The organism is Pseudomonadota bacterium (assembly GCA_016195085.1).
Classification (GTDB): domain Bacteria; phylum Pseudomonadota; class Alphaproteobacteria; order SHVZ01; family SHVZ01; genus JACQAG01.
The window spans coordinates 63,984-81,280 of the sequence record JACQAG010000060.1 but is presented as its reverse complement, the minus strand read 5'-3'; the positions used below and the strand labels follow the sequence as shown (position 1 = coordinate 81,280).

16 protein-coding genes and 1 riboswitch are annotated in these 17,297 nt (G+C 67.2%); of the genes, 11 read left to right on the top strand and 5 right to left on the bottom strand.

What is annotated here, in order from left to right; all coding sequences use genetic code 11:
- Positions 1-173 precede the first annotated feature (173 nt).
- Positions 174-1,703 carry an altronate dehydratase gene (locus HY058_17670; GenBank protein ID MBI3499126.1) on the top strand — a complete coding sequence of 510 codons (1,530 nt, stop codon included), beginning with the start codon at positions 174-176 and terminating at the stop codon, positions 1,701-1,703.
- A gap of 7 nt (positions 1,704-1,710) precedes the next feature.
- On the opposite strand, the gene HY058_17665 is transcribed toward HY058_17670, so the two are convergent.
- A complete protein-coding gene (locus HY058_17665; GenBank protein ID MBI3499125.1) occupies positions 1,711-2,538 on the bottom strand; it encodes a polyphosphate kinase in 828 nt (275 codons plus the stop codon).
- A 107-nt stretch (positions 2,539-2,645) separates the two neighbouring features.
- Between HY058_17665 and HY058_17660 the strand changes: the two genes are divergently transcribed.
- Positions 2,646-3,602, top strand: coding sequence for a 2-hydroxyacid dehydrogenase (locus HY058_17660; protein ID MBI3499124.1), 957 nt, complete (start codon positions 2,646-2,648; stop codon positions 3,600-3,602).
- Positions 3,603-3,627: 25 nt separating this feature from the next.
- Here the strand turns inward: HY058_17660 and HY058_17655 are convergent, their stop codons facing one another.
- The gene (locus HY058_17655) at positions 3,628-4,614 is read right to left on the bottom strand and encodes an SDR family oxidoreductase (GenBank protein MBI3499123.1); all 987 of its coding nucleotides are present in this window, start codon (positions 4,612-4,614) and stop codon (positions 3,628-3,630) included.
- On the bottom strand, positions 4,611-6,137 hold the full coding sequence (glpD, locus tag HY058_17650; protein MBI3499122.1) for a glycerol-3-phosphate dehydrogenase: 1,527 nt from the start codon (positions 6,135-6,137) through the stop codon (positions 4,611-4,613). Before glpD ends, HY058_17655 begins: the two co-directional genes overlap by 4 nt.
- Before the next feature lie 65 nt (positions 6,138-6,202).
- On the opposite strand from glpD, the gene glpK reads away from it, so the two are divergent.
- The 5 genes from glpK (at position 6,203) to HY058_17625 (ending at position 11,824) form a co-directional block, all read left to right on the top strand.
- Entirely contained in the window at positions 6,203-7,693 is a 1,491-nt protein-coding gene (glpK, locus tag HY058_17645; GenBank protein MBI3499121.1) for a glycerol kinase GlpK, read from the top strand.
- A 20-nt stretch (positions 7,694-7,713) separates the two neighbouring features.
- Positions 7,714-8,553 carry an SDR family oxidoreductase gene (locus HY058_17640; protein MBI3499120.1) on the top strand — a complete coding sequence of 280 codons (840 nt, stop codon included), beginning with the start codon at positions 7,714-7,716 and terminating at the stop codon, positions 8,551-8,553.
- Positions 8,554-8,675: 122 nt separating this feature from the next.
- Positions 8,676-9,002, top strand: a complete 327-nt coding sequence (locus HY058_17635) for a HigA family addiction module antidote protein (GenBank protein ID MBI3499119.1) — start codon at positions 8,676-8,678, stop codon at positions 9,000-9,002.
- 240 nt (positions 9,003-9,242) lie between these two features.
- Complete coding sequence (locus tag HY058_17630) at positions 9,243-10,181, top strand: MBL fold metallo-hydrolase (protein MBI3499118.1); 939 nt, start codon at positions 9,243-9,245, stop codon at positions 10,179-10,181.
- The gene (locus HY058_17625) at positions 10,178-11,824 is read left to right on the top strand and encodes a tetratricopeptide repeat protein (protein MBI3499117.1); all 1,647 of its coding nucleotides are present in this window, start codon (positions 10,178-10,180) and stop codon (positions 11,822-11,824) included. The genes HY058_17630 and HY058_17625 overlap by 4 nt, the downstream gene beginning before the upstream one ends.
- Here HY058_17625 and HY058_17620 read toward each other — a convergent pair.
- Positions 11,821-12,591 (bottom strand): enoyl-CoA hydratase/isomerase family protein, encoded by a 771-nt coding sequence (locus HY058_17620; GenBank protein MBI3499116.1) that lies wholly within the window; start codon positions 12,589-12,591, stop codon positions 11,821-11,823. The two genes, HY058_17625 and HY058_17620, sit on opposite strands and share 4 nt — an antisense overlap.
- 104 nt (positions 12,592-12,695) lie before the next feature.
- Positions 12,696-12,775: riboswitch (SAM riboswitch) on the top strand.
- 55 nt (positions 12,776-12,830) lie between these two features.
- Between HY058_17620 and metZ the strand changes: the two genes are divergently transcribed.
- On the top strand, positions 12,831-14,042 hold the full coding sequence (gene metZ / locus HY058_17615; protein ID MBI3499115.1) for an O-succinylhomoserine sulfhydrylase: 1,212 nt from the start codon (positions 12,831-12,833) through the stop codon (positions 14,040-14,042).
- Positions 14,043-14,064: 22 nt separating this feature from the next.
- On the opposite strand, the gene HY058_17610 is transcribed toward metZ, so the two are convergent.
- Complete coding sequence (locus tag HY058_17610) at positions 14,065-14,571, bottom strand: Spy/CpxP family protein refolding chaperone (GenBank protein ID MBI3499114.1); 507 nt, start codon at positions 14,569-14,571, stop codon at positions 14,065-14,067.
- A gap of 171 nt (positions 14,572-14,742) precedes the next feature.
- Between HY058_17610 and HY058_17605 the strand changes: the two genes are divergently transcribed.
- The 3 genes from HY058_17605 (at position 14,743) to HY058_17595 (ending at position 17,292) form a co-directional block, all read left to right on the top strand.
- On the top strand, positions 14,743-15,144 hold the full coding sequence (locus tag HY058_17605; GenBank protein ID MBI3499113.1) for an OB-fold domain-containing protein: 402 nt from the start codon (positions 14,743-14,745) through the stop codon (positions 15,142-15,144).
- Positions 15,141-16,307 (top strand): thiolase, encoded by a 1,167-nt coding sequence (locus HY058_17600; GenBank protein ID MBI3499112.1) that lies wholly within the window; start codon positions 15,141-15,143, stop codon positions 16,305-16,307. Before HY058_17605 ends, HY058_17600 begins: the two co-directional genes overlap by 4 nt.
- 82 nt (positions 16,308-16,389) lie before the next feature.
- Positions 16,390-17,292 carry an SDR family oxidoreductase gene (locus tag HY058_17595; GenBank protein ID MBI3499111.1) on the top strand — a complete coding sequence of 301 codons (903 nt, stop codon included), beginning with the start codon at positions 16,390-16,392 and terminating at the stop codon, positions 17,290-17,292.
- The last annotated feature ends 5 nt before the right edge of the window (positions 17,293-17,297 follow it).

The following is a 17,297-nucleotide window of genomic DNA, read 5'->3' as shown; positions in this document are numbered from 1 at the left end:
CCTCCCCTCGGGGGGTGGGTTTTGGGAGGGGGTGGAGACCACCCCCTCCCCTGCCCTCCCCGGGCGGCGTACACTAGGAAGCGCGCGCGGCCCGTGTCCATCGGTAACGATCGGGCATGGCAGGCTGCTCGCACCAAGACGTCTCACGAGATAGGCATTCGAGGAGGCTGGTCATGGCGACCGATGCTGCGCTCACCATCCGGCTCAACCCCGCCGACAACGTGGTCGTGGCCCGGGCGGACATCCTGCCGGGAACCGCCATTCCCGGTGAGACCGTCGCCACCCGCAGCCATGTACCCTCGGGCCATAAGCTTGCGACACGCGCCGTCAAGAAGGGCGAGGCCATCCGCAAATACAATCAGATCATCGGCTTCGCCACGGCCGAGATCCGACCGGGCGAGCATGTGCACACCCAGAACTGCGAGTTCGCCATCTTTGAGCGCGCCTACGAGCACGGCGTCGATGCGAAGCCGACGCAGTACTTCACCGGTGCCGCCCAGGCGACCTTTCAGGGCTTCAAGCGCCGCAACGGCGAGGTCGGCACGCGCAACTACATCGGCATCCTGAGCTCGGTCAACTGCTCGGCCCACGTCTCCAAGGTGCTGGCCCAGAAAGCCGAGCAGACCTTGCTCAAGGACTTCCCCAATGTCGACGGCGTGGTCGCCCTCACGCACGGCACCGGTTGCGGCATGGCCGCCAGCGGCGAGGGCATCGATGTGCTCCGCCGCACCATCGCCGGCTATGCAAGGCACCCCAACTTCGCCGGTATCCTCATGATCGGGCTCGGCTGCGAGGTGAACCAGATCGGCGGCATTCTGGCGGCAGAGGAGCTGGAGCCCGGACCCTTTCTGCATCCGATGACCATTCAGGACAGCGGCGGTTCGGCGTCCACCGTGCGTGTCGGCTTGGAGCGCATCAAGGAAATGCTGCCGGAGGTGAACAAAGCCATGCGCAGCACGGTTCCGGCTGCACATATCACCATCGGGCTGCAATGCGGCGGCTCCGACGGCTATTCCGGCATCTCCGCCAACCCGGCCTTGGGTGCAGCCTCCGATCTCTTGGTGCGCCATGGCGGCTCGGTCCTCCTGTCGGAGACGCCGGAGACCTACGGCGCCGAGCACATGCTGGTTCGCCGCGCGGTCAGCGGCGAGGTGGGCTTGAAGCTGGTCGAGCTCATCCAATGGTGGTTGGCCTATACCGAGAAGCACGGCGGCTCCATGGACAACAACCCATCCCCCGGCAACAAGGCCGGCGGGCTCACCACCATTCTGGAGAAGGCGCTCGGCGCGTCGGCCAAGGGTGGGACGACTAATCTGGTCGATGTGATTCACTACGCGGCACCGCTCAGGACAAGAGGCTTCGTGTTCATGGATTCGCCCGGCTACGATCCGGTCTCCGCGACCGGGCAAGTCGCTTCCGGATCGAACATGATCTGCTTCACCACCGGGCGCGGCTCGGTGTTCGGCTGCAAGCCCGCGCCATCGATCAAGCTCACCACCAACACGCCGCTCTACAAGCGCATGCCGGACGACATGGACATCAATTGCGGCACCGTCATCGACGGGAGCGAGAGCGTGCAGGAGGCAGGCGAGCGCATTTTCAAGCTGATCCTCGAGGTGGCGAGCGGCAAGCGCACCAAGAGCGAGGAATTCGGCTTCGGCGAGGACGAGTTCCAGCCTTGGCAGATCGGCGCGGTGATGTAGCGGAGCGCTACTCCTTCACCCTGCCGTCCTTGCCGAGTTTGACCCCGAGACTCCGCTCGGCGTCGCGCTTCAAATCCTCGTCCAAGGGCGACGGCGATAGGTCGACGCCTTTGGCAAGCCGGTCGGTCACGATGCGCAAGGCAGAAATGCGCGCATACCACTTCTTTTCCGCCGGGATGAGGTGCCAAGGCGCATGCTTGCTGTCGGTCTCCGCCAGCATGTCCTCGATCGCCCGCTCATAGGGTTTGCGCAGGCGATAGTTGCGCAAGTCCGGCTCGCCGATCTTATAGCGCTTCAGCGGATGCTGGATGCGCTCGATCAGACGCTGCCTCTGCTCGGCCCGGGAGACGTGCAGGAACAGCTTCACCAGCCGCGCGCCATTGGCGGTCAGCGTGTACTCGAAATCGTTGATCTCCCGGTAGGCACGCCGCCAGTCCGGCTTCGGCGTCAGCTCCTCGACCCGCTCGACCAGGACCCGGCCGTACCATGTGCGATCGTAGATGGCGATGATTCCCGGTTCGGGCAGGCGTTCCCAGATGCGCCAGAGCCAGTGCCGTCCCTGCTCTTCGGGCTTGGGTGGACCGATCGGCCAGACCTTGTAGGCATGGGGATCGAGCCGCTCGGTCATGCGCTTGATGGAGCCGCCCTTGCCCGCCGCATCCCAGCCCTCGAAGCCGATGACCGCCCGCCGTCCGTCACGGACATAGGCCTGCTGGATGGTGAGCAGCTTGAGCTGCAGGCGCTTCAGCTCCTGCTCGTAGGTATCCTTGTCGGGGATCGCGCAGCAGAGATCGAGGCTCTGCAGCCGACCCGTGCCGGAAGGCTCCTTGCTCATGGAGCGGACCTTAGCATGGCCGCTTGAGGACACCTGCCGAGCGAGCGACTTGACCGTTGCCATGGCAACCCGGCAGGCTCCCCGCCTCCTTGACCCGAAGACAGCCCATGACCCAGAAACCGCCTCTCCTCATCAACAATCCCGTCGCCTATACCGGCACCATGCAGACGTTGGACGAAGAGTTCACGCTGCATCGGCTGTGGAAGGCGAAGGATAAGCTGACGCTGGCGCGCAGCGTCGCCGACGCCTGCCGGGTCATCGTCACGCCCGGCCACGACGAGGTGCCGGCCGAGCTCCTGGACGCGGCGCCGAAGCTGGGCCTGGTCGCTTGCTTCGGGGTCGGCTATGACGCGATCGACGTGCCGATGCTGACCAAGCGCGGCATCCGCGTCACCAACACGCCCGATGTGCTGACCGAGGAGGTCGCCGATCTGGCGTTGGCCCTGCTGCTGGCGATCACGCGCCGCGTCGTCAAGGCCGACCGCTACGTTCGCTCCGGCGATTGGGAAGCCAAGGGCAACATGGACCTGACGCCCTCGCTCACCGGCGGCAAGACCGTGGGCATCGTCGGCTTGGGCCGCATCGGCAAGGCGATCGCCAAGCGCTGCGCCGCCTTCAATCTCACTGTCGTCTACCACGGCCGGCAGGCGCAGAACGACGTGCCCTACCGGCACTATCCCGATCTTGTCGCCATGTCCCGCGAGGTGGATTTCCTGATCCTCTCCTGTCCCGGCGGTGCGGCGACGCGCCATATCGTCAATGCCGCGGTCTTGGCGGCGCTGGGGCCCAAGGGCATTCTCGTCAATGTGTCGCGCGGTTCAGTGGTCGACGAGGCGGCGCTGGCTCCCGCACTGGTGTCCGGCCGTCTCGGGGGTGCGGCGCTCGATGTGTTCCATAAGGAGCCCTGCCGTCCCTTCGCCTTGAGCGAGCTCACCGAGAACGTCGTGCTCTCGCCCCACCAGGCCAGCGCCACCCATGAGACGCGCGGCGCCATGGGTCGGGTGATGATCGACAACATCAAGGCCTTCTTGGCCGGCAAGACGCTGCTGACGCCGGTCAATTGACCGCGCTGCGGAAGGGTCGCCCGCCTCAGGCGGGCTCGCCCAGATCCTCTTCGATGAAGGCGCGGATGATCGAATCCATGTCGGCGTCTGGCTGCATGCCCAGGCGTTTTGCCTTCTCCCAGCCGAACTTGCCAGGCCAGGTCGCCACCATCTTCTGGATCATCGGATCCGGCCGCCAGTCGATGCGGCCGACGGGATCGGCACCGGCGACGCGGCCGAGCGCGTCCACCATCTCGCCGATCGACACGGTGATCGCCGGCAGGTTGGTCGAGCGCCAGGGCCCCCAGGCCGAGCCCGGCAGGTCGTGGGCGCGGATGAAGGCGTCCACCGTGCGGCGCGGCGAGAGCATCGCCATCCTGACCTCACGCCCGACCGGGCAGATCGCCCGCTGACCCTGCAACGGCTCGCGGATGATCGAGGAAACGAAGGTGGACGCCGCCTTGTTGGGCTTGCCGGGCCTGACCACGATGGTCGGCAGCTTGAGCGAGCGTCCGTCGACGAACCCCTTTCGGCTATAGTCGTTGACCAGGAGCTCGCCGATGGTCTTCTGCGCGCCATAGCTGGTCTGCGGGGTCTGCGGCGTCGCGTCGTCGACCGCCTCGCTCCATTCTCCTCCATAGGTGGCAAGCGAGCTCGTGAACACCAGCCGCGCCGGCTTCGGCAACGCGCGGCACGCCTCCAGCACGGCCAGAGTGCCGTCGAGATTGACCCGGTAGCCCAGATCGAAATCCGCCTCGGCGCCGGCGCTGACCACGCCCGCGAAATGGAACACGGCGGCGGTGTCGCCGTCGATCACGCGGCGCATGGTCGCGCGGTCGGAGACGTCGCCGGCAACCGCCTCTACCCGGTTGTCGCCCTCGGCCAGGGGCGGGGCCTCGACCACGTCGAACAGCACCAGGCGGTCGATCGTCTCTTCCTTGCCCGATGGCCCCAGCAACGTGCCTTTGGCCAACAGCCGGCGCGCGAGCTTGCGCCCGAGGAAGCCGCCGCCGCCGGTGATCACCACTTTCATGCTGCCTCTCCTCCCGTTTTCGAATCGGTTCTGCCCCTCAGCCAGGCATCGAGCTCGGTCGCCGCCTCGGCGCCGAGATGCAGGCCGAGCTTGCTCCGCCGCCACAGCACGTCTTCCGCCTTGCGCGCAAATTCATGGGCAACGAGATGGCCGAGCTCGCGCTCGCTCAAGCCCAGGCCGAAATCGCGGCCGAGCTCGGCAAGGCTCCGTGCCGAACCGACGATCGTTGCCGCCTCGGTGCCGTAGGAGCGGGCGAGACGCTCGGCCAAAGAAGCGGGCAGCCACGGATGATCGCGGCTAAAGCCGTCGAGAAAGCCCACAAAATCCGCGTTCTCGAAGCCGCCGCCCGGTAAGGACGAGGTTTCCGTCCATGCCGGACCCAGATGCGGGAAAAAGGGCGCCAGCTTCTCCAGCGCATGCTCGGCCAAGCGCCGATATATGGTGATCTTGCCGCCGAAGACCGACAAAAGCGGCGGCTCGCCGGGGGCGCCATCGACGTCGAAGGCATAGTCCCGCGTCACCGCCGAAGCGCTCAGCCTCGCATCGTCATGCAGCGGCCGGACGCCGGCATAGCTCCACACGATGTCGGCGGGGTCGATCGCCTGCGCGAAATGGCCGCTCACCACATCGCAGAGATACTGGGTCTCCGCCGCCGAGATGCGGACGCTCGCGGGATCGCCTTGGAAGGGTTCATCGGTGGTGCCGACCAGCGTGAAGCGCCCTTCATAGGGAATGACGAAGACGATGCGGCGATCGTCGTTTTGCAGAATGTAGGCCTGCTCGCCCTCATAGAGGCGCGGGAGCACGATGTGGCTCCCCTTGATCAGCCTGACATTGCTTTGGCTGCGCACGCCCTCGATGTGCGAGAGCATGTCGGAGACCCACGGTCCGGCGGCGTTGACGAGACCACGTGCTGTGACCTCTTGCCTCATCCCGCTTTCCTCGGCCAGACGCACGCGCCAGAGCCCGTCCGCGCGCTTGGCCGCTTCGACCCTGGTGCGCGTGCGAATGCAGGCACCCCGATCGGCCGCGTCACGAGCGGTCAAGGCGACGAGACGCGCGTCGTCGACCCAGCAATCGGAATAGATGAAGCCCCGCTCGAGGCGATCGGCCAGGGGTCGACCGACCGGGCTCCGCCTGAGATCGACCGCGCTTGAAGCCGGCAGACGCCGGCGGCCGCCCAGATGATCGTAGAGGAAAAGTCCGGTCCGGATCATCCAGGCCGGCCTCAGATGCGGCTCATGCGGCAGCACGAAGCTGAGCGGGCGGATGATGTGCGGGGCCATCGCCAGCAGCACCTCGCGCTCCTTCAGCGCCTCGCGGACCAGGCGGAACTCGTAATATTCGAGGTAGCGCAGGCCGCCATGAATCAGCTTGGAGCTGGCGGACGAGGTCGCCTGGGCGAGATCGTGCTGCTCGGCCAGGAGCACGGAGAGGCCCCTGCCCACCGCATCGCGCGCGATGCCGGCGCCGTTGATGCCGCCGCCGATCACCATGAGGTCGAAGACGTCCTGAGCGCTCAATGCATTGCCTCAGCCGTAACCCTCCACGCATAATCGACTGAGGCGTGAGGAAGGGGCAAGTGCGAATGGCCAAGAAGGCGATCCTCGCCATTGATCAAGGCACCACCAGCAGCCGCGCCATGGTCTTCGATGCCGCCGGCACGCCGATGGCCCGCGCGCAGCAGGAGCTGAAGCAGCACTATCCGGACGAGGGCTGGGTCGAGCACGACCCCGAAGACATCTGGAGCGACACCATCGCCGCGGCCAATGAGGCGCTCGCCCGCGCCATGCTGGAGCCGGCCGATCTTGCCGCCATCGGCATCACCAACCAGCGCGAGACGACGATTGTCTGGGAGCGGTCCACCGGCAGGCCCATCCACAACGCCATCGTCTGGCAGGATCGCCGCACGGCCGCTGCCTGCGAGCGCCTGCTGAAGGAAGGAAACGGGCCTACGGTGCAGGCGAAAACCGGCCTTCTGATCGACAGCTATTTCTCCGCCACCAAGATCGCCTGGATCCTCGATCAGGTCCCTGGTGCCAGGGCGCGGGCGGAAAGGGGCGAGCTTGCCTTCGGTACCGTCGATTCCTTTCTGCTGTGGCGGCTCACCGCCGGCAAGCGCCATGCGACGGACGCCACCAATGCAGCGCGCACCATGCTCTTCGACATCCACACCGCGAGCTGGGACGATGAGCTTCTGAGGCTCTTTGGCATCCCCCGCGCGCTCCTGCCGGAGGTCCTCGACAACGCAGCCGATTTCGGCGTGACCGATGCGAGCCTGTTCGGCGCCGCGGTGCCGATTGCCGGCATGGCGGGCGACCAGCAGGCAGCCACGGTCGGCCAGACCTGCCTGGCACCGGGCGAGGTCAAGTCGACCTATGGCACGGGCTGCTTCATGCTGCTCAACACCGGGACGCGTGCCGTGCCGTCGAAGAACCGGCTGTTGACCACCATCGCCTATCGCATCGGCGGCCGTTCCACCTACGCTCTGGAGGGCAGCATCTTCGCCGCCGGCTCGACCATCCAGTGGCTGCGCGACGGCCTGCGCCTGCTCGCCAATGCCGGGGAATCCGAGGCGCTGGCGCGGGCACGCCCGGGCACCGGCAACGTCTATCTGGTGCCGGCCTTCACCGGTCTCGGCGCACCCTATTGGGACCCGCACGCGCGTGGTGCCATCCTCGGCCTGACACGCGATGCCGGCATCGCCGACATCGTGCGCTCGGCGCTCGAAGCCGTCTGCTACCAGACCCGCGACCTCCTGGGTGCGATGATCGCCGATTCCGGTCAGGCGCCGGTGGCGCTCCGGGTGGATGGCGGCATGACCGTCAATGACTGGACCATGCAGCGCCTGGCCGATCTCATCGGCGTGCCGGTGGAGCGGCCGGTCGTCACCGAGACAACGGCCTTGGGTGCGGCCTATCTCGCCGGCCTGCAGACCGGGCTCTTCGGCTCGCTCGAGGCACTACCCCAGCTGTGGGCGCGGGATCGCCGCTTCGATCCCGAGATGCCGGAGGCCGAACGCGACCGCCGCTATCAGGGCTGGACCGACGCCGTTCGCCGCATCCGCACCACCGCCTGAGCCAGAAGCAGAGGACACCCATGTTCAAATCCGATCTCCTCAAGGGAAAACGCGTGCTGATCACCGGCGGCGGCACCGGTCTCGGCAAGTCCATGGGCCGGCGCATGATGGAGCTCGGCGCCGAGCTCATGATCTGCGGCCGCCGGGCCGAGGTGCTGGGCGACACGGCGAAGGAGTTCGAAGCGGCGTTCTCCCGCAAGGTTAGAACCCACGTCGTCGACATCCGCTCGCCCGATGCGGTCGACGGCCTGATGGACGCCGCCTTTGCCGGCGGCGCGCTCGACGTGCTGGTCAACAACGCGGCGGGCAACTTCATCGCCCGCACCGAGACGCTCTCCCATCGCGCGCTCGACTCCGTCCTCAACATCGTGCTGCACGGCACCGCCTATTGCACGCTTGCCGCCGGCAAGCGCTGGATCGCCGAAGGCCATGGCGGCGTCGTGCTTAGCATCGTCGCCTCCTATGCCTGGACCGGATCTCCCTACGTGGTGCCGAGCGCCATGGCCAAGGCCGGCGTGCTCGCCTTGACCCAGAGCCTCGCGGTCGAATGGGGGCCGAAGGGCATCCGCACCGTGGCGATCTCGCCCGGCGCCTTCCCGACCAAAGGCGCCTGGGACCGGCTGGTGCCGCCGTCGATGGCCAAGCGCTGGGAGAGCGCCAGCCCCATCGGGCGGGCCGGCGAGCATGGCGAGCTCGCCAATCTCGCCGCCTATCTCGTCTCCGATCAAGCCGGCTACATCAACGGCGACTGCATCACCATCGATGGCGGGCGCTGGCTGCAAGGAGCCAGCATGTTCTCGCATCTCTCCGATCTCAGCGAGGCCGAGTGGCAGGCGATGCGGGCGCCGAAGGGCTCGTAACGGCAAGGCAAGCAACCCCGTTACGCTTGACGTAACGCGTATCGGCGCGATATGCGGGCCCAGCATACGCATCAATGACCAATGGCGGATCTGCTTCCGCTGGGACGGGAACGGAGCCTCAGATGTCGAGATCGCCGATTACCATTGACGAAGGCGTGCGCGACGGACTGCCGCCGACGTATCCAGGCGAAATCCTGCGCGAGGAGCTAAGCGCGCTCGGCCTATCGGCCAGCGCCTTCGCTGCCGCGATTGACGTTCCGCCCAATCGCGTCACGCAGATCCTCGCGGGTCGCCGCAGCGTGACTGCGGATTCAGCCCTCAGGCTCGCACGTTTCTTTGGCACGACCGCGCGCTTCTGGCTCAATCTGCAGAGCCTCTACGACCTCAAGGTCGCCGCGGCGGAGAGCGGATCGCGGATCATCCAGCGCGTACGCCCAAGAGCCGCTTGAATCATCTCGGCAAGGGCATTCGCAAACGAATGACCCGTGGCGCCGGTCGCTCGTTTGATGCAATTAGCGCTGCGACCATCGAAGCCCTCGATTGGCCGACCGTTCCTGCCCTATAGTCGCCGCGCCACGGCATAACCGCACTCGAGGCCTACCCTGTCCGCTGCGCTTACCTATCTATTTCCGGCCCGGCCGGAGCCGGCGGAGACCATCGAGGTCGCTGCCGGCATCCACTGGCTCAGGATGCCGCTGCCCTTCGCCCTCAATCACATCAATCTCTGGCTGCTCGAGGACGGCGAAGGCTGGACCATCGTCGATTGCGGGCTGGCGAGCGAGGAGACGAAGGCCTACTGGCAGCGCCTGTTCGAGACCAAGCTCGGCGGCCGCCCGGTCGGCCGGGTCATCTGCACGCATTTCCATCCCGACCATGCCGGCTTGGCCGGCTGGCTGGTGGAGCGCTGGGGCGTGGAGCTGTGGATGAGCCGCACGGAATTTCTGTTTGCCCGGAGCCTGCAGATGGATGCCGGCCAGCCGGTGATCGATCACATGCTCGCCTTCTACAAGCGCGCCGGCTGCGGGCCGGAGTTCCTCGAGGCGATCAGCCAGATCGGCGCCACATATCCCAAGCGCGTGACACCGCTGCCGCGGGCCTATCATAGAATGCACGAGGGCGAGGAGATCGATATCGGCGGCCGCCTCTGGAAGGTGGTGGTGGGCACCGGGCACGCTCCGGAGCACTGCTGCCTCCACTGCCCCGAGCTCGGCGTGCTCATCGCCGGCGACATGGTGCTGCCGCGCATCTCGCCCAATGTCAGCGTCTGGAACTCCGAGCCCGAGGCCAATCCCCTCGCCGATTTCCTGGCATCGCTCGCCAAGCTCTCGAGCTTGCCGGCAGAGACCACGGTGCTGCCCTCCCACAACGAGCCGTTTCTCGGCATGCGCGAGCGGCTGGCGGAGCTGGCCCAGCACCATGAGGAGCGGCTCGTCGATCTCCTGGGGCTCCTCGATCGGCAGAAGACGGCGATCGAGCTCGCCAAGGACCTGTTCAAGCGCAAGCTCGATCTGCATCAGACCACCTTCGCGGTCGGCGAGACACTGGCGCATTTGCACCTCCTTCGCGCCCGGGACCAAGCCAAGCGCGTGACCGACGCCAACGGGGTGCACCTGTACGAACGGGCGTGAGCGGCGAAGGCGCCAACTCTCGCCGTCTCCTCGAGGCCGCCCTCGGGCAGCATCGCCTGGGCCGCCTCGACGAAGCGGCCTCGCTCTATCGCCAGCTCCTCTCGAACCAGCCCCGGCACGCCCAGGCCCTGCAGCTCCTGGGCACGCTCGAGCAGCAGCGCGGTCGAAGCGCAGCCGCACTCCGATTGATGCGCCAAGCCGTGGCGCTGGAGCCGTCGATCGCCTGGTATCACGGCAATGTGGCTGAGGCCCAGCGCGCGGCAGGACACCGAAAGGCTGCCGTCGCCAGCGCCCGGCGTGGGCACGCAATCCTTGCCGCCGCCGAGGAAACGCTGCTGGTCCTCGGCAATGTTCTCGCTGAAGACGGCGATGTCCTCGGCGCCGCCGTCGCATTCCAGAGGGCACTGGCGCTGGCGCCTGCTTACGGCGAGGCCGCCAACAATCTGGGCGATCTCTGGTCGCAGCTGCAGCAACCCGATATGGCCCGGCGCTCCTTCTGGCGCGTGCTGGCGTTGCAACCGCTCCACGCGGCCGCCCGAACCAATCTGGCGAATGCTCTCTATGGAATGGGCGAGGCGCCAGCGGCGCTCCACCACTATCGTCTCGCCATCGCGCTCGAGCCCGATGCCGCCGAGACCCATGTCGGCAGCGGGGTCGCGTGGCGTCAGTGCGCGGGATTCGAGAGAGCGCTCATATGCTATCGCCGCGCGCTCGTGCTGGCGCCGGGATCGGTCGAGGCGCGCTACAACATGAGCCTGGTTCAGCTCACGCGGGGCGACTATGCCGGGGGATGGCCGGGCTTCGCGCTCCGCCGTCGGATTCGCGCCTTCCGGCCGATCCGGCCCGAGCCGCAAGAGCCGCTCTGGCAGGGCGAGGATCTCAAGGGGCGCAGCATTCTGCTGCATGCCGAACAGGGCCACGGCGACGCGATCCAGTTCGCGCGCTATGTCCCGATGGTGGCCGCACGCGGCGGCCGCGTCGTCTTGGAATGCCACCCGGCGCTGCTACGGCTCTTCGCCTCGCTCGCCGGCGCGGCGCATCTCCGCGCGCGCGGCACGGAGCTGCCGCAATTCGACTTGCATTGCCCGCTGATGAGCCTCGCCGAGGTATTCGACACCGGGGTCGATTCCATACCGGCGACGACGCCGTATCTCGCGGTCTCCGATGAGGCGACAGCGCGCTGGCAGGAGCGCCTCCAGCGATTGCCGCGGCCGCGCATCGGGCTTTGCTGGCGCGGCAGCCGCACCTTCCGCGAAGACCGCACGCGCTCGCCTGGCTTGGCGGCGTTCGAGCCGATCCTCGCCCTGGAAGGGCCAAGCTTCGCTGCCTTGATGCCGGACCCCGAGCCGGACCCGCGCGTCTTCGACGTCACCGCCCTGCTTGACGATTTCGCCGAGACCGCGGCGGCCATCGCCGTCCTCGACCTCGTCATTACCTCCGACACCGCGGTCGCCCATCTCGCCGGCGCGCTCGGCCGGCCGGCCTGGGTCATGCTGCAGCATGTGCCGGATTGGCGCTGGTTCCTCGAGCGCAGCGACTCGCCCTGGTATCCGAGCCTCAGGCTCTACCGCCAGCCCGGGCCCGGGGATTGGCTGAGCGTGGCACTCCAGATCGCCGCGGATCTCGCCGGCTATTCGGTTTAGTTGCCCTTGAATTGTGGCATGCGCTTCTCGAAGAAGGCCTTCTGCCCTTCGGCATGATCGGTCGTGCTGCGCAGCAGGGTCTGGCCGTCGAGCTCGATCTGCAACATGTCTTCCAAAGGTGCGGGTGCCCGCGCCAGGGCCGCTTTGGTGAGCGCCATCGCCAAAGGCGGACCGGATGCCAGCAAGGTGGCGCGCTCGATCGCGGTTGTCAGCGCCTTGCCCGGCTCGACCATGCGGTCGATGAGGCCGATGCGCAGAGCGTCGGGCGCATCGATGACGTCGCCGAACAGCAGCAGCTCCTTGGCTTTGCCGTGGCCGACACGAAGCGGGAGCGTGTAGAGGAGGCCGAGATCGGCCATGAGGCCGACCCGGTTGAATGAGGCGCAGAAGCGGGCGTCGCCGGCGGCGATGACATGGTCGGTCGCCAGCGCCAAGGACACGCCGGCGCCGAAGGCCGCACCTTCGACGGCCGCCAGCACTGGCTTTCTTGCGGTGATGAGGAGACGAATGACCCGGTGCAGCAGAGCCAGACGCTCGCGCCCGGCCATCATCTCGGAATTGGCCATGCCGCGAATGTCGCCGCCGGAGCAGAAATGCCCGCCGGCGCCGGTCACCACCACCGCACGGGCCTCGCTCGCCATCGCTTGGCCGAGGCAGCCGAACAGCAGCTCTGCCCCGTCGAGCGCCAGCGGGTTGCGCCGCTCGGGCTCGTTCAAGGTGACGACGGCGACGGGTCCCTCCTGGGAAAGCAGCACCTTCTCGGCCATGACCGTCACCCCTCCCCCCGTGTTTGGACCCAAGAGGATATCGGCCGAAGGAGTGAGGGGAAAGGCCGCCCGCTTGACAGGATTCCTCGGGAGGCCTATTCAAACGAGCATTCCGTGGTGATTTGAGCCGGCCGGCTTGCGGACCACGCTAAACAAACCGCTAAAAGGTCGGAAGCGCTGGCAAGCGAACCCGACCGAAACCGGTCGGGTTTTTTGTTGCTTGGCGCGGGAGGTGCGACATGGCGGACGACAGCAGCGGCGAGCGCGCGAACACCAAAGCCTGGCGGCCGCGGACGGCGATGGTGCGCGCCGGCCTCAAGCGCAGCCAGCACATGGAGACCTGCGAGGCGTTGTACATGACCTCGGGCTTCGTCTATGGCGATGCCGAGGAGGCCGAGCGCGCCTTCGCGCAGCCGACCGCCGATCGCTACGTCTATTCCCGGTTCCGCAATCCGACGGTGAGCGCCTTCGAAGAGCGCGCCTGCCATCTCGAAGGCGCGGAAGCGGCCCGCTCGACGGCGAGCGGCATGGCGGCGGTCTTCGCCAGCCTCTTGTGCCAGCTCAAATCGGGCGACCGGGTGGTCGCCGCCCGTGCCTTGTTCGGCTCCTGTCTCTACATCCTCTCCGATCTCTTGCCGCGCTGGGGCATCGAGACGGTGCTGGTCGACGGACGCGACCTCAAGGCGTGGAAGAAGGCGCTCGACCGGCCGACCAAGGTCGTGTTCCTGGAGACCCCGTCCAATCCCATGCTGGAGATCATCGACCTCGAGGCGGTCGGCAAGCTCGCGCGCAAGGTCGGCGCGCAGGTGATCGTCGACAATGTGTTTGCGACCGGCCTCCTGCAACGGCCGCTCGAGGTCGGTGCCGATGTCATCGTCTATTCCGCAACTAAGCACATCGACGGGCAGGGCCGCGGCCTGGGCGGTATCGTCATGGGCCGGAAGGCGTTCATCGAAGACACGCTGGCGCCCTTCCTCAGGCACACCGGACCCAGCTTGAGCCCGTTCAATGCCTGGCTCATGCTGAAGGGTCTGGAGACCCTCGACTTGCGGCTGAGAACGCAATGCGCTGCCGCGGCCGAGATCGCCCGCTTCCTCGAAGGCGAAAAGGCGATCGGGCAGACGCTCTATCCCGGTCTTGCAAGCCACCCCCAGCAGTCGCTGGCGAAGAAGCAGATGACCGATTTCGGCAGTGTCGTCACCTTCACCCTAAAAGGCGGGCGCGAAGCCGCCTTCCGGCTGGTGGACCGTCTGTCGATCATCGACATCTCGAACAATCTCGGCGACTCCAAGAGCCTCATCTGCCATCCCGCCACCACCACGCATCAGCGCTTGCCGGCGGAGGAGAAGCTGCGTCTCGGTATTGCTCCGGGAACGCTCAGGCTCTCGGTCGGCCTCGAGGATCCAGCGGATCTCAAGGCCGACCTCAAGCGGGCATTGAAGGGGCTGTAGAGGCGATCGATCGCGGGGGGCGCTAGAACGGGCCGCGGTGCGGCGGTCTACCGCCCGCCATCGGGCCCGGAGCGAGCAACAGATCGGCGGCGGCCTTCTGCTCGTCGCTCATCGAGCCATAGAGCGGCGTCAAGGCGGCAAGCAGGGCTTGCGTCTGCTGGATGCCTTGCTGGGCCGCGCTGACACGCCGTTCCAGCCGCTCCGGCGCGTGCAAGGGCTGATCCTGGCTTGCCCGCATCTGGCGATAGAGATCGGCCCGCTTGGCGGCCGCCTCGCGCATGGCCTTGGCGACCGGCTCCCAGAGCGGCAACTGCGCATCGGTGATGTGCAGCTCGGCCTTGAGGAAGGCGATGCGGCCTTCGATGAAGCGCCCGGGCAACGGCCGCTCCGGGCGTGGCCCCGGCGGCGGCGGAGAAGGCGCTTGGGCCAGTTCCACCGGAGCATTCGCAATGGCGGTCTCGAAGACGATGCCGGCGCCGAGGCTCAGGCTCAAAAGCCCGGCAATGAGCAGGGTGTAGTATTTTCGCATGGCTCGCAGACGTCCTTTGCTGCTGAGAAGAAGATCGGCGGCGCCGGCGGCCGCATGCCGATAATACGGGCGGGCTCGGCGAATCCTGCGAGAGACCCCGGGGGCCCGGGCTTGCCGCCGGCGGGTCCGGGCGGTACAGAGTGGCCCGGCCAGCGGGGTAAAGAGGAACGGATGAGCGGCAATAAGTCGACGCCCTTCGAGGGGCCGGGGCCCGATCAGGTGTTCCTGCAGCATCTGAGCGAGGGCCGCCTCTACCTGCAGCGTTGCCGCGACACCGGACGTTATGTCTTTTTTCCCCGGGTGCTCTCGCCCTTCACCGGCAAGCCCAATCTCGAATGGGTGCCCGCTTCGGGCGAGGGCGTGGTCTATTCGACCACGGTGATCCGGCGCCGCAAAGAGGCGGGCGGCGACTACAACATCGCTCTCGTCGATCTCGCCGAGGGCGTGCGCATGATGAGCCGGGTGGAGGGGCTCGAGCCCGCAGAGGTCGGCATTGGCCTCAAGGTCAAAGCCCGCATCATCACCGCCGGCGATCGGCCGATCGTGGTCTTCGACCCGGCGGGCGGGCGATGAGACGAGCCAAAGCCGCGCGCGGCTTTCGCGGCAAGGCGGCGATCGTCGGCATCGGCCTCAGCGCCCGCTGGGAGGCGCCGGGGCGCAGCGCGCTCGAGCTCCTGGCCGAGGCGGTGCACGTGGCACTCGCCGATGCCGGGCTCGAGCTCGGCCAAGTCGATGGGCTCTTGACCGGGACCTCGATGCATTTCATGCCGACGCTCAGCGTCGCCGAGTATCTTGGGATCAAGCCTGCCTTCATCGACGGCACGATGATCGGCGGCTCCTCCTTCGTCGAGCACCTGATCCCGGCGACGCTGGCGCTCGATGCCGGACTCTGCGAGGTGGCGCTCATCTGCTACGGATCGAACCAGCGCACCACCACCGGCAAGCTCGTTTCCGGGGCCGAGCCGCAGCCCTATGAGGCGCCCTACGAGCCGCGCAACCCGATCGTCGGCTATGCCTTGGCCGCCGCCAGGCACATGCATCAATACGGCACCACGCGCGAGCAGCTGGCGGAGGTGGCGGTGGCGGCGCGGGGCTGGGCCGGGCTCAATCCGGAAGCCTTCACCCGGGACGCGCTGACCATCGCCGACGTGCTGCAATCGCGCATGGTCTGCGATCCCTTGTCGGTGCGCGATTGCTGCCTGGTGACCGACGGCGCCGGCGCCATCATCATGGTCAGCGCCGCTCGGGCGAAGGATTTCAAGACCAAGCCCGCCTATGTTCTGGGCGCGGCCGCGGCCACCACGCATCGGCAGATCTCGGCGATGCCGGATCTCACCGTGACCGCGGCCGCCCAGTCCGGTCCCCGCGCCATGGCGATGGCAGGCGTCAAGCCGGCCGACATCGACACTCTCCAGCTCTATGATGCCTTCACCATCAACACCATCCTCTTTCTGGAGGATCTGGGTTTTTGCCCCAAGGGTGAGGGCGGCCGCTTCGTCGCCGGCGGCGCCATCGCACCGGGCGGCGGGCTCGCGGTCAATACCAATGGCGGCGGCCTCTCCTGCAATCATCCCGGCATGTATGGGATCTTCCCCATCATCGAAGCCGTGCGGCAGCTCCGCGGCACGGCGGCGGATCGGCAGGTCGAGAATGCGACCTTGGCGCTCGTGCATGGCAATGGCGGCCAGCTGTCGAGCCAGGTGACGGCGATCCTGGGTACGCAAGACACGTTGTAGCTTCAGAAGAAGTGCCGACAACCGGGCTGGGCGCCGATCGGTGGATATTAAGAGGAGGCAGAGGGTGGCGAGCGGACAGACGATGCAGGACAAGGTCGTGGTGGTGACCGGCGCCGGCGGTGGCATCGGGCGGGAGATCGCGCTCTTGATGGGCCGCCACGGCGCCAAGGTGGTGGTGAACGACATCGGCGCCGCGGTCGACGGATCGGGCGCCAGCGCCGGCCCGGCCGAGCGCACCGCGAAGGACATCCGAAGCGCCGGCGGCCAAGCCGCGTCCAACACCGACAGCGTCGCCGATCCGGCTGGCGCCGAACGCATCGTCAAGACGGCGCTCGATGGCTTCGGGCGCATCGATGCGGTCGTCAACAATGCCGGCATTCTGCGCGACCGCATCTTCCATCGGATGAGCCACGATGACTGGGCGAGCGTGATCGCCGTGCATCTCAATGGCTGCTTCAACGTCTCCAAAGCCGCCGCCCCGCATTTTCGCGAGCAGAACGGCGGCGCCTTCGTGCATTTCACCTCGACCTCGGGCCTCATCGGCAATATCGGCCAAGCCAACTACGCCGCCGCCAAGCTCGGGATCGTCGGCCTGTCGAAATCGATCGCCCTCGACATGGCGCGCTTCAACGTGCGCTCCAACAGCATCGCGCCCTTCGCCTGGAGCCGGATGATCGGCTCGATCCCGACCGAGACGCCGGAGCAGGCAGCGCGGGTCGAGCGGCTGAAGCGCATGACGCCGGACAAGATCGCGCCCCTGGTGGTGTTCCTCGCCTCCGATGCCGCCAAGGACGTGAACGGGCAGATCTTCGGCGTGCGCAACAACGAGATCTTCCTGTTCAGCCAGCCCAGACCGGTGCGCTCGGTGCAGCGGAGCGAGGGCTGGACGCCGGAGACCATCGCCGAGCACGCGCTGCCGGCGCTCAAGGCATCGTTCCATCGCCTGGATGTGTCCGCGGACGTGTTCACCTGGGATCCGGTCTAGGCGCG